Source organism: Haloferax denitrificans ATCC 35960, from assembly GCF_000337795.1.
GTDB classification, from domain to species: Archaea; Halobacteriota; Halobacteria; order Halobacteriales; family Haloferacaceae; genus Haloferax; species Haloferax denitrificans.
The window spans coordinates 153,631-167,272 of the sequence record NZ_AOLP01000019.1; the positions used below are offsets into that span (position 1 = coordinate 153,631).

At 68.9% G+C, this 13,642-nt stretch carries 13 protein-coding genes; 5 read left to right on the forward strand and 8 right to left on the reverse strand.

Annotated elements, in window-relative coordinates; all coding sequences use genetic code 11:
* Nucleotides 1–77 precede the first annotated feature (77 nt).
* On the forward strand, nucleotides 78–1,682 hold the full coding sequence (locus C438_RS17085) for a TrkH family potassium uptake protein (protein ID WP_049918196.1): 1,605 nt from the start codon (nucleotides 78–80) through the stop codon (nucleotides 1,680–1,682).
* A gap of 33 nt (nucleotides 1,683–1,715) precedes the next feature.
* Here the strand turns inward: C438_RS17085 and C438_RS17090 are convergent, their stop codons facing one another.
* From C438_RS17090 to gatC, 4 genes are all read right to left on the reverse strand, one after another.
* Entirely contained in the window at nucleotides 1,716–3,377 is a 1,662-nt protein-coding gene (locus C438_RS17090) for a TrkH family potassium uptake protein (protein WP_004970961.1), read from the reverse strand.
* Nucleotides 3,377–4,057 (reverse strand): potassium channel family protein, encoded by a 681-nt coding sequence (locus C438_RS17095; protein WP_004970962.1) that lies wholly within the window; start codon nucleotides 4,055–4,057, stop codon nucleotides 3,377–3,379. Before C438_RS17095 ends, C438_RS17090 begins: the two co-directional genes overlap by 1 nt.
* Before the next feature lie 129 nt (nucleotides 4,058–4,186).
* A complete protein-coding gene (gene gatA / locus C438_RS17100; RefSeq protein WP_004970963.1) occupies nucleotides 4,187–5,458 on the reverse strand; it encodes an Asp-tRNA(Asn)/Glu-tRNA(Gln) amidotransferase subunit GatA in 1,272 nt (423 codons plus the stop codon).
* Nucleotides 5,458–5,736 (reverse strand): Asp-tRNA(Asn)/Glu-tRNA(Gln) amidotransferase subunit GatC, encoded by a 279-nt coding sequence (gene gatC / locus C438_RS17105; RefSeq protein WP_004970964.1) that lies wholly within the window; start codon nucleotides 5,734–5,736, stop codon nucleotides 5,458–5,460. Before gatC ends, gatA begins: the two co-directional genes overlap by 1 nt.
* Nucleotides 5,737–5,999: 263 nt before the next feature.
* On the opposite strand from gatC, the gene C438_RS17110 reads away from it, so the two are divergent.
* Together C438_RS17110 and C438_RS17115 are read left to right on the forward strand one after the other, a co-directional pair.
* Nucleotides 6,000–6,956 carry a transcription initiation factor IIB gene (locus C438_RS17110; protein ID WP_004970965.1) on the forward strand — a complete coding sequence of 319 codons (957 nt, stop codon included), beginning with the start codon at nucleotides 6,000–6,002 and terminating at the stop codon, nucleotides 6,954–6,956.
* 131 nt (nucleotides 6,957–7,087) lie between these two features.
* On the forward strand, nucleotides 7,088–7,570 hold the full coding sequence (locus C438_RS17115) for an NUDIX hydrolase (protein WP_004970966.1): 483 nt from the start codon (nucleotides 7,088–7,090) through the stop codon (nucleotides 7,568–7,570).
* A gap of 22 nt (nucleotides 7,571–7,592) precedes the next feature.
* Here C438_RS17115 and C438_RS17120 read toward each other — a convergent pair whose 3' ends face one another.
* Nucleotides 7,593–8,684, reverse strand: coding sequence for an asparagine synthase-related protein (locus C438_RS17120; protein WP_004970967.1), 1,092 nt, complete (start codon nucleotides 8,682–8,684; stop codon nucleotides 7,593–7,595).
* Complete coding sequence (locus C438_RS17125) at nucleotides 8,684–9,367, reverse strand: PHP domain-containing protein (protein ID WP_004970968.1); 684 nt, start codon at nucleotides 9,365–9,367, stop codon at nucleotides 8,684–8,686. Before C438_RS17125 ends, C438_RS17120 begins: the two co-directional genes overlap by 1 nt.
* Nucleotides 9,368–9,671: 304 nt before the next feature.
* Between C438_RS17125 and C438_RS17130 the strand changes: the two genes are divergently transcribed.
* Nucleotides 9,672–10,106, forward strand: a complete 435-nt coding sequence (locus C438_RS17130; RefSeq protein WP_049918199.1) for a CBS domain-containing protein — start codon at nucleotides 9,672–9,674, stop codon at nucleotides 10,104–10,106.
* 96 nt (nucleotides 10,107–10,202) lie between these two features.
* Nucleotides 10,203–12,311 carry a phosphoribosylformylglycinamidine synthase subunit PurL gene (gene purL / locus C438_RS17135; protein ID WP_004970970.1) on the forward strand — a complete coding sequence of 703 codons (2,109 nt, stop codon included), beginning with the start codon at nucleotides 10,203–10,205 and terminating at the stop codon, nucleotides 12,309–12,311.
* Nucleotides 12,312–12,356: 45 nt separating this feature from the next.
* Here the strand turns inward: purL and C438_RS17140 are convergent, their stop codons facing one another.
* Both C438_RS17140 and C438_RS19800 read right to left on the reverse strand, forming a co-directional pair.
* Nucleotides 12,357–13,328, reverse strand: a complete 972-nt coding sequence (locus C438_RS17140; RefSeq protein WP_004970971.1) for a quinone oxidoreductase family protein — start codon at nucleotides 13,326–13,328, stop codon at nucleotides 12,357–12,359.
* A gap of 86 nt (nucleotides 13,329–13,414) precedes the next feature.
* On the reverse strand, nucleotides 13,415–13,582 hold the full coding sequence (locus tag C438_RS19800; RefSeq protein ID WP_004970972.1) for a DUF7550 family protein: 168 nt from the start codon (nucleotides 13,580–13,582) through the stop codon (nucleotides 13,415–13,417).
* Between the last annotated feature and the right edge of the window lie 60 nt (nucleotides 13,583–13,642).

Consider the following 13,642-nt stretch of genomic DNA (forward strand, 5'->3'; position numbering starts at 1 on the left):
CCCCGCGTCACGCTGTCGCGCGCCCGACTGCGAACCCGAACACGGAAGAACCCGGCGCTCGGTACGTTAGTCCACGGATGAAATTGCGGGTCGATTACAGAGCCAGCCTGCGTCTCGTGGGGACCGTCCTGAAGTATCTCGCGGTCCCGCTTTGCTTCCCGCTCGTGGTCGCGCTGTACTACGGCGAGTCGGTGCTCCCGTTCGTCGTCACGATGGCCGTCACGGTCCTCGTCGGCACGGCGCTCGAACGGCTCGCCGACGAGCCCGATATCGGTGCCCGCGAGGGGTTCTTGATGGTCGCGGTGACGTGGTTAGCGGTCACGATAGTCGGCGCGATACCGTTTCTCATCGAGGCCCACGGTATCCCCTTCGTCGCGTCGCCCCTCCACCCCGAATCGACGCTCGGCAACCCGGTGAACGCGCTGTTCGAGACGATGAGCGGGTTCACCACGACCGGGGCGACGGTGCTCGGCGACATCTCGTTTAACTCCCACACCCGCGGCATCATGATGTGGCGACAGCTCACCCAGTGGCTCGGCGGGATGGGTATCGTCGTCCTCGCGGTCGCCATCCTCCCCGAACTCTCCGTCGGCGGCGCACAGCTGATGGACGCGGAAGCGCCCGGCCCCGGCATCGAGAAGCTCACCCCGCGCATCGCCGAGACGGCCCGCGCGCTCTGGGGGGCGTACCTCGGTCTCACCGTCCTCGAAATCGTCCTCCTCTACGGCCTGCACGTCACCGGCAACGCCCCGAACATGGACGTGTACAACGCCATCGCCCACGGGCTGACGACGATGCCGACCGGCGGGTTCTCGCCGGAGGCCCGGAGTATCGAGGCCTTCTCGGCGGCCGCGCAGTGGGTCATCGTCCCCTTCATGGTCGCCGCCGGGACCAACTTCGCGCTCTTCTGGCACGTCCTCACCGGCGAGCCGAAGCGGCTGTTCCGCGACACCGAGTTCAAGTCCTATCTGGGCGTCATCGGCGTCGTCTCGGCCATTCTCGCGGGGGTTCTGTTCCTCGGTGACGGGCTCATGTCCGTCGCGCCCGCGGGCGAGACGTACGACCAGCTCTACCTCGAAGGCATCCGCACGGCCATCATCGGCAACGTCGAGCCGGCGGTTCGCCAGTCGGTGTTTCAGGTCGTCTCCATCGTCACGACGACGGGATACGCCAGTATCGACTTCAACGCGTGGAGCGCGCCGGCGCAGTACGCCCTGCTGTTCGCGATGTTCATCGGCGGCTCCGGCGGCTCGACCGGTGGGGCGGTCAAAATCGTCCGCTGGTACGTCATCGTGAAGTCGCTCCGCCGTGAGCTGTTCACGACGGCCCACCCCGAGGCGGTCCGCCCCGTCAGGCTCGCGGGCCGGGCGGTCGACGAGCGCGCCATCCGCGGCATCTACGCCTTCACGCTCCTGTATCTCGTGTTGTTTTTCGTCTCGACCGGCCTGCTCCACCTCGACGCCGCGCGCATCGGCTTCGACGTGAGCATCCTCGAAACCATGAGCGCCGTCGCCGCGACCCTCGGGAACGTCGGGCCGGGCTTCGGCGTCGCCGGCCCGATGGGGAGCTACCTCGACTTCTCCAACGGCTCGAAGCTGTACATGGTGGTTCTCATGTGGGTGGGCCGACTGGAGATTCTCCCCGTGTTAGTCATCTTCACGCCGGAGTACTGGCGGCGGTAGCGCGGAAAAACTGGAATTCGCGTCCGTGTTTCCTCAGGGGTTCAGCCCGTAGATGGCCGACCGGGCGAACACCAACACCGGGATGATTTCGAGGCGGCCGACCCACATGTTAAACAGGAACATCGTCTCGGCCCACGGGTTCATCCACGGGCCGGTGATGCCCGTCGAGATGCCGACGTTCCCCTGTGCGGACGCGACTTCGAACAGCGCGTCGGCGTAGGTGAACTCCGGCCCGGCGAGGTTCACGAGGAGGACGCTCGACCCGACGAGGAGCAACAGCCAGAGCATCGAGACGATGGCCGCCTCGGAGAACTCGCGGTCCATCTCGGTCCGCGAGAGGCGACGGCCGTTCATCTCGATGTTGACGACCGCGCTCTCGGGGAGGAACACGCGCGAGAACTGCCAGCGGATGCCGCGGGAGATGGTGTAGCCGCGGATGATTTTGATGCCGCCGACGGTCGACCCCGCGGCCCCGCCGAGGGTCATCGCCCCCGACAGGAGCACCTTCCCGCCGTCGGACCACTCACCGAGCGGCGCGGCCTGAAAGCCGGTGCAGGTGAGCGCGCTCACCCAGTGGAACGCGGCGTCGCGGACGGCGTCCGACTCCGGCCCGCCGACGACGCCGGCGAGTCCGAAGTAGTCGGCGGTCTCGACGAACGCCGAGCCCGCCGTCGCCGGGAGGCTGACGAGGTTCTGGACGGCGAGCGCGACCCCGCCGACCGCGAAGATGACGAGGAGCCAGCGCGTCTGGAGGTCGCCCCAGAGACGGTCGATATCGCGGTTCTTCAGGATGGCGTAGTGGACGGGGAAGGCGATTGCGCCCAGCGCCATGACGGGGAGCAACACCGTCTCGATGAGCGGCGAGTCGTACGTGCCGATAGAGCCGTCGGTGACGGCGAACCCGCCGGTCGAAAGCCCCGTCATCGCGTGGTTGAGCGCCTGCCACGCGACCTCCCACAGCGGGAGCGCGGCCCCGTAGTCGCTCGCGCGGATGGCGACGAAGAGGACGGCCACCGACAGGAGCGTGTAGCCGACGAAAATCTTCCAGACCGTCCGGACCGTCGAGACGACGCTCGGGTGAATCTTCTCCTCTCTGGCCTCGCCGCGGTACAGGGCGTAGCTCCCGCTCCCGGGCCGCGAGAGGATGGAGACGGTGAGGACGATGACGCCCACGCCGCCGACCCACTGGATGAGCGAGCGCCACCACTGAATCGTCCGCGGGAGCGACGGCTCGTGGATACCCATCGTCAGGCCGCTTCCGGTCCAGCCGCTCATGCTCTCGAACAGGGCGTGGAGCGGGTCGCGGAAGTAGACGAGACTCGACTGGGCGTAGTCGACGCCGGCGGGGACGAGCGCCGTGAGGACGCTCTGGGGGGCGAACTGCGCCGTGAGGAAGAAGGGAAGCGACCCGAACGCGGCGGTGGCGAACCAGCCCGCGGCGGCGATTATCATCCCGTGTTTCATCCGGGGCGCGGGGGCGTTCGCGAACGCCTTTCGCGCGCCCAGTCCGACGAACGCCGTCGCGCCACCGGCGGTGAGGAACGCGAGCGCGGCGTACCACTCGCGGAAGCCGACCGCGACGAGGACCGTGGCGGTCATCAGGGCGGCCTCCATGACGAGAAGCGACCCCACGTCGCGGCCGATGACCGCGAGGTCGGCGGGCCACCCCGAGACGGTTCGTCCGCGGCGGGGCATCAGTGGTCCTCGTAGTGGCCGAACACGTCAGTCACATCGGGCGTCGCACCCTTCGCGGAGTAGACCGTCAGGAGGTCTCCCGACCCGATAGTGGTGTTCCCGCGGGGGGTCACGGGGTCGTCGTCGCCCTCGCGCTCGACGGCGACGATGAGGGTGTCCCCGTCGAGGAGGTTCTCCTGTGCGGCCCCCTGAATCGTCATCCCCGCGATGGGCGCGTCCTCGTCGACGCGGATTTCGAACACCTCGGCGTGCTCGCCGATGCGCATGTAGTCGACGATGGAGGGCCGCTTGACCGCCCGGTAGAGGTACTCCGCGATGAGTCGCTGGGGGTTCTCCATCGTGTTGACGCCGATTTGGCGGTAGAGGCTCATGTGCTCTGGGTTGTGGACGACCGAGACGATGTCGGGGATGTTGAGCTCCTTCGCCAACAGACAGACCATGATGTTGGTCGCGTCCTTGTCGGTCGTCGTAATGATGGCGTCGGCGCGGTCCGCGCCGGCCTCGTCAAGCGTCTGTTTGATGGTGGCGTCGTCGTTGAGGACGAGACAGTCGAACGTCGCGGCGGCCGCCTCGGCCTTCGCCTCGTCGCGCTCGACGACGACGACCTCGTTACCGCCCTCGGTGGCGATTTCGATGAGCGGCGTGCCGATGTTGCCCGCGCCGACGACGATGATGTACATGACGTTCCGGCGTGCGCGTCGGGTGGTGGAAAAACTATCGGCATGGCGTTCCGTCGCTCGAAAACGGACTACAGGAGAGCTATCCTACTGCTTCGGAACGAGGCGCCCGAGAAACCCCCGGCGACCGACTCAGTTCTCGACCGCGGACGCCGCGCGGACGATGGTCTCCTCGCCGAACTTGGGGCCGATGAGCTGGAGGCCGACCGGGAGGCCGTCGGTCTCGCCCGCCGGGACCGAGATGGCGGGGAGGTTCGCGAGGTTCACCGGGACGGTGTTGGCGTCGGCGAGGTACATCTGGAGCGGGTCGTCGAGGCTCTCGCCGAGTTCGAACGGCGGGACGGGCATCGTCGGCGACGCGACCACGTCGACGTCCTCGAACGCCTCGTCGAAGTCCTGTTTGACCCACGCGCGGGCGTCCTGTGCCTTCGCGTAGTACTTGTCGTGGTAGCCCGCGGAGAGGGCGTACGTGCCGAGGAGGATGCGGCGTTTGACCTCGGAGCCGAAGCCGTCCTCGCGGGCGCGGGCGAACGCCTCGTTCCAGTTGCCGTCGTAGCCGCCGGACTTGCCGTAGCGGACGCCGTCGAAGCGGGCGAGGTTCGACGACGCCTCGGACATGGCGATGACGTAGTAGGCGGCGACGGCCTTCTCGACGGAGGGCATGCTGACCTCGCGGTACTCCGCGCCCTGCGCTTCGAGTTCGTCGAGCGCGGCCCAGAACGCCGCTTCGACGCCCTCGTCCGCGCCTTCGACGAACTCGGTCGGGACGCCGATGGTGAGCCCCTCGACGTCGCCGTCGGCGGCCGCGGCGTAGTTCGAGTCAGCGCCGGCGTCGCGGGTCGTGCCGTCGCGGTCGTCGGGGCCGGCGATGACGTCGAGGAGCGCGGCGGCGTCCTCGACGGTCGGCGCGATTGGGCCGATCTGTTCGAGGGAGTTCGCGTAGGCGACGAGGCCGTAGCGCGAGACGAGGCCGTAGGTCGGCTTGATGCCGACGACGCCGCAGAACGCGGCCGGACAGCGGATGGAGCCGCCCGTGTCGGTGCCGAGCGCGAGGTCGGCCTCGCCGGCGGCGACGGCGGCCGCGGAGCCGCCGGAGGAGCCGCCGGGGACGCGGGACTCGTCGACGGGGTTCTTCGTCGGGCCGAACGCCGAGGTCTCGGTCGTCGTCCCCATGCCGAACTCGTCCATGTTGGCCTTGCCGACGATGGTCGCGCCGGCGTCCTTCAGGAGTTCGACCACGGTCGCGTCGTACGGCGGGACGTAGTCTTCGAGCATGGCGGAGCCGCAGGTCGTCCGCAGTCCCTCCGTGGAGATGTTGTCCTTGACGGCGACGGTCTTGCCCGAAAGCGGGCCGTCGTCGGAGCCGTCGAGCGTCTCTTTCGTGATGAAGGCGTTCAGCGACATTACGACACCCGCGGGCCCTTGAAGTAGCCGTCTTCGGTCTCTGCGGCGTTCGAGAGCGCCTCCTCTTGGGTGAGGCCCTCGCGGACCTCGTCGGGGCGCATCACGTTCACCAGTTCGTCCTCGCGGTCGACTTCGGGGACCTCGTCGAGGGCGTCGAAGTAGCCGAGGATGTCCGCGAACTGCGCCGCGAACTCCTCGACCTCGTCCTCGTCGAGGTCGACCCGCGCCAACTCGGCGACGTGTCGAACCTCGTCGGCGTCGACGGGCGTATCGCTCATGTATCGGAGGAAACGGAGACCGGGAGTAAGGGTTTCGGTGTGGGTCGTTTCGTCCGGTCCCCGGCGCGAGCCCGGCCGGTCGAGCCCTCCGACGAGGCGGCCGGGACCGACCGTGCGAACCCGCCGCGATTCCGTCCTTCTACCGCCGTCAGATATAAGTAACGAGGGTCGATACGAATAGACGGAGAACGACCGTTCCCAGTTGCTTCTCTCGCACACAAATGACAGAAAGTGTCCGACGTTTCACGACCGGCAACGCGCGCGTGCGCAAAGAGAATACGAACGATACCGAACAGACCGACACCGAGCGGGAGCAGACGCCCTCGTGTCCCGAGTGCGGCTCGGAGAGCCTCGTCTCCGACACCGAACACGGCGAGACGGTCTGTGACGACTGCGGCCTCGTCGTCGAGGAAAACGAAATCGACCACGGCCCCGAGTGGCGCGCGTTCAACTCCTCGGAGAAGGACCAGAAGTCCCGCGTCGGCGCGCCCACGACGAACATGATGCACGACAAGGGGCTGTCGACCAACATCGGCTGGCAGAACAAAGACGCCTACGGGCGCTCGCTGTCGTCCCGCCAGCGCGAGAAGATGCAACGGCTTCGCACGTGGAACGAGCGGTTCCGCACCCGCGACTCGAAAGAGCGCAATCTCAAGCAGGCGCTCGGCGAAATCGACCGCATGGCCTCGGCGCTCGGTCTCCCGGACAACGTCCGCGAGACCGCGTCGGTCATCTATCGCCGGGCGCTCGACGACGACCTGCTTCCGGGTCGTTCCATCGAGGGCGTCGCCACGTCGGCGCTGTACGCCGCCGCCCGCATGGCCGACACCCCGCGCTCGCTCGACGAGATTACGAGCGTCTCGCGCGTCGAGAAGGACGAAATCGCCCGCACCTATCGGTACGTCGTCCGCGAGCTGAAGCTCGAAATCAAGCCCGCCGACCCCGAGCAGTACGTCCCGCGGTTCGCCAGCGACCTCGGCCTCTCCGACGAGTCCGAGCGGCGCGCCCGACAGCTCTTGAAGAACGCCAAAGAACAGGGCGTTCACTCCGGCAAGTCGCCGGTCGGCCTCGCCGCCGCCGCCGTCTACGCGGCCTCGCTTCTGACCAACGAGAAGGTGACGCAGAACGAGGTCTCCGAGGTCGCCAACATCTCCGAAGTCACCATCCGCAACCGCTACCACGAACTACTCGAAGCCGAAGAGCAGGTCCAACTGCCGTAACCCGGTCGGTCCGTTCGTTTCCCGCCGTCGCGTCTCGGCTCGCCTCGTTTCGCCTCGTTTCGTTCCGCTCCGTCTCGCCCTGTCCCGCCTCGTTCCGCAACAGCCATGGCGCTCGCTTCGGAGCCACAGCCATGGAGACGACGCGACATTTCACCTCGACCGTGTACATCGTCAACGACGGCGCGGTGGCGCTCCACAGACACGAGCGCCTCGGCATCCGCATCCCGCCGGGCGGTCACGTCGACCGCGACGAACTCCCCCACGAGGCCGGCCTCCGCGAGGTCCGCGAGGAGACGGGTCTCGACCCGGAACTCGTCGACGACACCGACTCCGTCCCCGCGCCCGCCGGCCGGACGCTCCCACAGCCTCGCCAGCAGATGCTCTACGACATCAACGTCCACGGCGACGGCTCGGTCGGCCACCAGCACATCGACCACGTCTTCTACGCCCGCGTGGACTCCCGCGACATCGACCCCGCGCCGGGCGAGGCCGACCCCGAGGTCTGGGCGTGGTACGACGAGTCCGACCTCCGCGAGAGCGACCTCGACCCCGACACGGTGCAGTTCGCACTGGAGGCAATCGAGGTCGTGCGCGACGACGAAAACGGAAATTAACTCGAAACCGACCGATTCCGTCCTACTCGACGAGCGATTCGACGTACCGCTCGACGTGGTTCTCCATCCGTCGTTTGAACCCCGCCTGCCGCGCGAGTCGGTCGAGTTCGCGCGAGGCGTAGGTCCCGTACTGGACCGCCTTCTTGTCCGCCTCGGCGACCGACTCGGGGAGCACGCCGCTGGCGGCCTCCCTGAGCGCGACCTTCCGCCGGTCGCCGTCGACGAGTAACGCGCCGGGGAGCGGGAGCGCCGCCTCGACCACGCGGTCGTGGAGGAGCGGCGCGACGGGTTCGACCCCGGCCGCGCGGAGGACGAGCAGGTCGCGTTCGAGCTGGTCGGGGAGCGTGAGAATCATCTCGCGGGCGGCCCCGCGGACGGTCTCGGCCTCGACGCGGGGGTCGTCGGGCGCTTTCTGGACCTTGGCGTAGCCGCCGAACAGTTCGTCAGCGCCCTGCCCGACCGCGAGGCGGTCGTAGCCGTCTGCGGCGACTCGCTCGGCGAGCAGGTACAGCGGCAGGACGATTTGCACGTCCATCGGGTTCGTCCGCCCGAGCGCGGCGACGATTTCCGGGACGGCGCGTTCGAGCGCCTCGTGGGTGAGTTCGACCACGTCGAGGTCGCGGTCCATCGCGGCGGCGGCCTCGCGGGCGGCGGCGACGTCGTGAGAGCCCTCGAAGCCGGCGACGTAACAGGGGGCGTCGGGGACGCCCGACGCGACGACCGCGGAGTCGACGCCGCCGGAGAAGGCCACGGCGAGGCCGTCGTCGCTGACCGACCGGACCGAGTCGAGCGCGGCGTCGCGGACGCGGTCGAGCGCGGCGTCGCGGTCGGTCGCGGCCGGCGGGTCGGGAAGCGACCAGACGCGTTCGTCGTCGCCGGCGGCCGCGCCGGTCGTCTCGCGGGCGTGGCCCGCGGGGACGGCGACCGGGTCGTCGAGGTCGCGGTGGTCGAACGACCACGTCGCGGGGTCGGCGCGCTCGGAGAAAAGCGGCTGGCGACCGAGCACGTCGCGGACGAGTCGGCCGTCGAGTTCGCCCGCGAAGCCCGCGGTGCCGGGGAGCGGGTCGCGGTCGGCGAGGGCCTGCCGGACGAGGTCGGGGGACGCGCCGCGCATCAAAACAGGTCCGTCAGGGCGTGTTTCAGGCGTCGGGTCGCGCCGCCCGCGGCCTGTCGGAACGAGATGCGCCACGGGGTCTTGTTGCCGACGACGCTAGTTCGGCCCTCGGCGACGGCCGAGAGGATGGCGTCCGCGCTTCGGGTGTCGGTGCCGACCTCGGTGACGGCCTGTCCGACCATCTCCGCGATGTGGGCGTCGCTCCCGGCGGTCATCGGGAGGTTCCGGCGCTTGGCGAACCGCTCGGCGCGCTGGTTTGCGATGCCGGTGAGGAGCCGCGAGTTGTAGATTTCGATGGCGTCGGCGCTGGCGAGTTGCGAACTGGAGATGTGCGGGGCGACGCCGTGACGCGACTTCTGGAACGGGTGCGGGATGACGGCGATGCCGCCGGCGTCGTGGATGCGGTCGAGCGTCTCGTCGTACGACAGCCCCGCGGGAATCAGCTCCTCGACGCCGAGCGCGAGGACGTGGCCCGCGGCGCAGGTGACTTCCATCCCCGGGATGCCGACCAGCCCGTAGTCGGCCGCGAGCTCCGCGGCTTCGAGGCTGGCGTCTATCTCGTCGTGGTCGGTCACGGCGAGGGCGTCCAAGCCGACCGCGACCGCCTGTTCGAGGAGGTACTCGATTGGGTCTCGCCCGTCGTAGGACAGAGACGAGTGCGAGTGCAACTCGACCGATAACACACCGTCTCCTAACGATGGAGGCTAAAAAAGCGCCCCGGTCCCGGTGTGATTGGCGTGTGGACCTCACGCACGGTGTCGGCGGACTGGCGAATCGGCGCGCTCCGTCGCCTCGCCGCGTGCGGTGAGCGCGCGACCGGCGCGAGAACGCGGCCGACCCGAGAGACCGTCCGCGTCCGCAGACAGTCCGCGCGTGCCGACAGACCGCCGAAACTGGACGAAGTGTAAGAATACAGAAATAATATCGCGGGCGACGAACCGTTCGCACGGTGGCGTACCCACCGCGTGGGTCCACCGGGTGAGAGAGATGACTGTACGAGACATCGCACGGCCGAGAGACGAACTGGTGACAGCGAGGGAAGACACGCCGATTCGGGAGTTAGCGACGCTGATGGGGGACCGAAACGTCGGTTCGGTCGTCATCGCGGACGGTGACGACATCCGAGGCATCGTGACGGACCGCGACATCGCGCTCAACTGCGTCGCCGCCGGCGGCGACACGAGCGGGATGACGGCGAGCGACGTGATGACCGAGAAACCGTTCACCGTCGACGCCGACGTGGGCGTCTTCGACCTGTTCCGGCAGATGCGGGAACACGGCGTCCGGCGCGCGCCGATAACCGACGGCGGCAAGCTCACGGGCATCGTCACGATGGACGACTTACTCGTGTTGCTCCAAGACGAGATGCACGAGCTGACGGAGATTATCCGCGCCGAGTCGCCGCCGTACACGCCCGCGTGAGTCGGATGCGGACGGCGACGGCGACCTCGCCCACATTTTGGGCACGTTCGTGCACATAGAAAGGGTTTACAATGTGCGTTCTGACCATACCAGTGAATGACGCTTTCCGACGCGGACCGCGACCTCGTCGTCGCCGAGCTCGGTCGAGACCCGACGCCGGCCGAGGAGATACTCTTCGAGAACCTCTGGAGCGAACACTGCGCCTACCGGTCGTCTCGCCCGCTTCTGTCGGCGTTCGACTCGGAGGGCGACCAGGTCGTCATCGGCCCCGGTGACGACGCGGCGGTCGTCGCTCTGGACGACGACACCTACATCACGCTCGGTATCGAGAGCCACAACCACCCCTCCTACGTCGACCCCTACGACGGCGCGGCCACGGGCGTCGGCGGCATCGTCCGCGACACCCTCTCGATGGGCGCGTACCCCATCGCGCTCGCCGACTGCCTCTACTTCGGCGACTTCGACCGCGAGCACTCGCGGTACCTCCTCGACGGCGTCGTCGAGGGCATCGCCGACTACGGCAACGCCATCGGCGTCCCGACCGTGACCGGCTCGACCTCGTTCCACGAGAACTACGAGGGCAACCCCCTCGTCAACGTCGCCTGCGTCGGCCTCCTGTCGGCCGACCGCCTCGTCACGGCCGAGGCCCAGACGGCGGGCAACAAGCTCGTCCTCGTCGGCAGTTCGACCGGCCGCGACGGCCTCGGCGGCGCGTCCTTCGCCAGCGAGGACCTCGCGGAGGACGCCGAGACCGAAGACCGGCCCGCGGTGCAGGTCGGCGACCCCTACACGGAGAAACTGCTCATCGAGTGCAACGAGGCGCTCATCGACGAGGACCTCGTCGAGTCCGCCCGCGACCTCGGGGCCGCCGGCCTCGGCGGCGCGTCCTCGGAGCTCGTCGCCAAGGGCGGCTTCGGCGCGGAAATCGACCTCGAAAAGGTCCACCAGCGCGAGCCGAACATGAACGCCTTCGAGATTCTCCTCTCGGAGTCCCAAGAGCGCATGTGCTACGAGGTGACCCCCGAGAACGTCGAGCGCGTGCGGGAACTCGCCGCGCGGTTCGACCTCGGGAGCGCCGTCATCGGCGAGGTCGCCGAGGGCAACTACGTCTGCACCTTCGACGGCGAACCCGTCGTCGACGTGCCCCCGGAGTTCCTCGCCGAGGGCGCGCCGATGAACGACCTCGACTCGGTCGAACCCGAGTCGGCGACGCGCGACCTGCCCGCGTTCGACCTCGCCGAGGCGGTCGAAGCGGTCGTCTCCGACCCCAACACGGCGTCGAAGCGCTGGGTCTACCGCCAGTACGACCACGAGGTCGGCCTGCGGACCGCCCGCCGCCCCGGCGACGACGCGGCGCTCCTCGACGTTCCCGAGGCCGACACGAAACTCGCGTTCACCGGCGGCGCGGACCCCAACTGGACGACCGCCGCGCCCTACGACGGCGCGCGCGCGGTCGCCTTCGAGAACGCGACCAACCTCGCCGCGAAGGGCGCGTCGCCCCTCGCCACCGTCGACTGCCTCAACGGCGGCAACCCCGAGAAGCCCGACGTGTACGGCGGCTTCAAGGGCATCGTCGACGGCCTCGCCGACATGTGCCGGGCGCTCTCGGTCCCGGTCGTCGGCGGCAACGTCTCTCTGTACAACGACTCCGTCTCCGGCCCGATTCCGCCGACGCCGACGCTGGCGATGGTCGGGAAGGCCGACGGCTCCTCGCCCGGCCTCTCGCTTTCGGGCGAGGGCGACCTGTTCCTCGTCGGCTTCGACGGCGGCGCGCTCGGCGGCTCGGCGGTCCTCGAACACCTCGGCGGCTCCGACGCGTTCCCGGCGCTCCCGGAGGACGCCGACGCCGCGACCGCGGTCGAGACGATTCGGACCGTCGCCGCCGACGACTCGACGGTCGCCGTCCACGACGTGAGCCACGGCGGCCTCGCGGTCGCGCTGGCCGAGATGGTCACAGACGAGGTCGGCGCGGACGTGTCCGTCTCCGACTACGTCTCGCTGTTCGAGGAGACGCCCGGTCGCGTCGTCGTCGAGACGACCGACGAGGCCGCACTGCGCGACCTCGCGGGCGACGTGCCCGTGGTCGAACTCGGGACGACGACCGACGACGCGACGCTCTCGCTCGCGGTCGACGGCGACGAGGTCGCCTACGGCGCGGCCGACATCGCCGCCCTGCGCGACGTGCTCGCCCGCGAACTCGACTGAACTGCAAAAGACGCGTCCGCGTCGCACCGCGTCGAACCCCCTCCGCTACGGTTCGAGGACGACTTTCCCGCGACTCTTTCTGGCTTCGATGTGTTCGTGGGCCGCCGCGGCGTCTTCGAGGTCGAACGCCTCGCCGACGACCACGTCGAGTTCGCCCGCGGCGAGCAGTTCGGACAGCTCCGGCACCGCGCCGAGAATCGACTCGGGGCGCTGTTGCATCGCGCTCCCGAGGTGGAAGCCGATGACGGACTTGTTCTCGAACAGCAGGCGCGTCGGGTCCGCCGCGGCCGCGTCGCCGGAGGCCGCGCCGTAGGTGACGAGTCGGCCGAAATCGGCGAGGGCGTCGAGACTGCGCTCGAACGTCTCTCCGCCGACGCCGTCGAGGACGAGGTCGACGCCCGCGCCGTCGGTCTCGTCGGCGACGACCTCGCGGAAGTCCTCTTCTGTGTACTGGATACCGTGGTCGAGACCGAGGTCGGCCGCGAGGTCGAGTTTCTCTTCGGTGCTGGCCGTGCCGAACGTCTCGACGCCGGCGTGGGAGGCGAGTTGGACCGCCGCGGTGCCGACGCCGCCGGCGGCCGCCTGAATCAGCACGCGCTCGTCGTCGCCGAGGTCACCCCACCCGTGGAGGCAGTTGTAGGCGGTGAGGAACTGGACGGGGAAGCCGGCGGCCTCGGCGAACGACATCGACTCGGGCACGTCGAACAGCGTCGGGGCCGGCGTGGTGACGGACTCGGCGTACGCCCCGCCGCCGGTCATGGCGACGACGCGCTCGCCGACCTCGCGGTCGACGCCCTCACCCACCGCGTCGATGGTTCCCGCGGCCTCCATCCCCGGCGTGTACGGCGGCTCCGGGCCGTCTCGGTAGGTTCCCCGGCGTTGCATGATGTCGGCGAAGTTGATGCCGGCGGCCTCGACGGCGATGCGGACCTCACCCGGACCCGGCTCCGGTGTCTCCGTCTCCCGCAGTTCGAGGCTGTCGGAACTCCCGTACTCGGTGACGACTATCGATTTCACACCGGGCTGTAACCCCGGCGGCTTGAAAAGGGGAGAGAACGCGGAAGTTCGGGCGAGACGCTGGATTCGCCGGCGGAGAAGCGCGCTTACGCCAGCGCCAGCGGGATGCCGAACGTGACGACGAGGCCGACGACGAAGACGAGGAGTCCGGTCGTGACCTGACTCATCGAAAAGTCCTGCATCGGGGAGGTGACGCGCCCTTCCTGTTCGCCTTCGTGGTGCTCGTCGTGTCCGTGGTCGTGGTCGTCGCTCATACGCGGAGCGACGGGTTCGCGGTACAAAAACGCACCTAACCGTCGCCCGCGCGTCGTCCG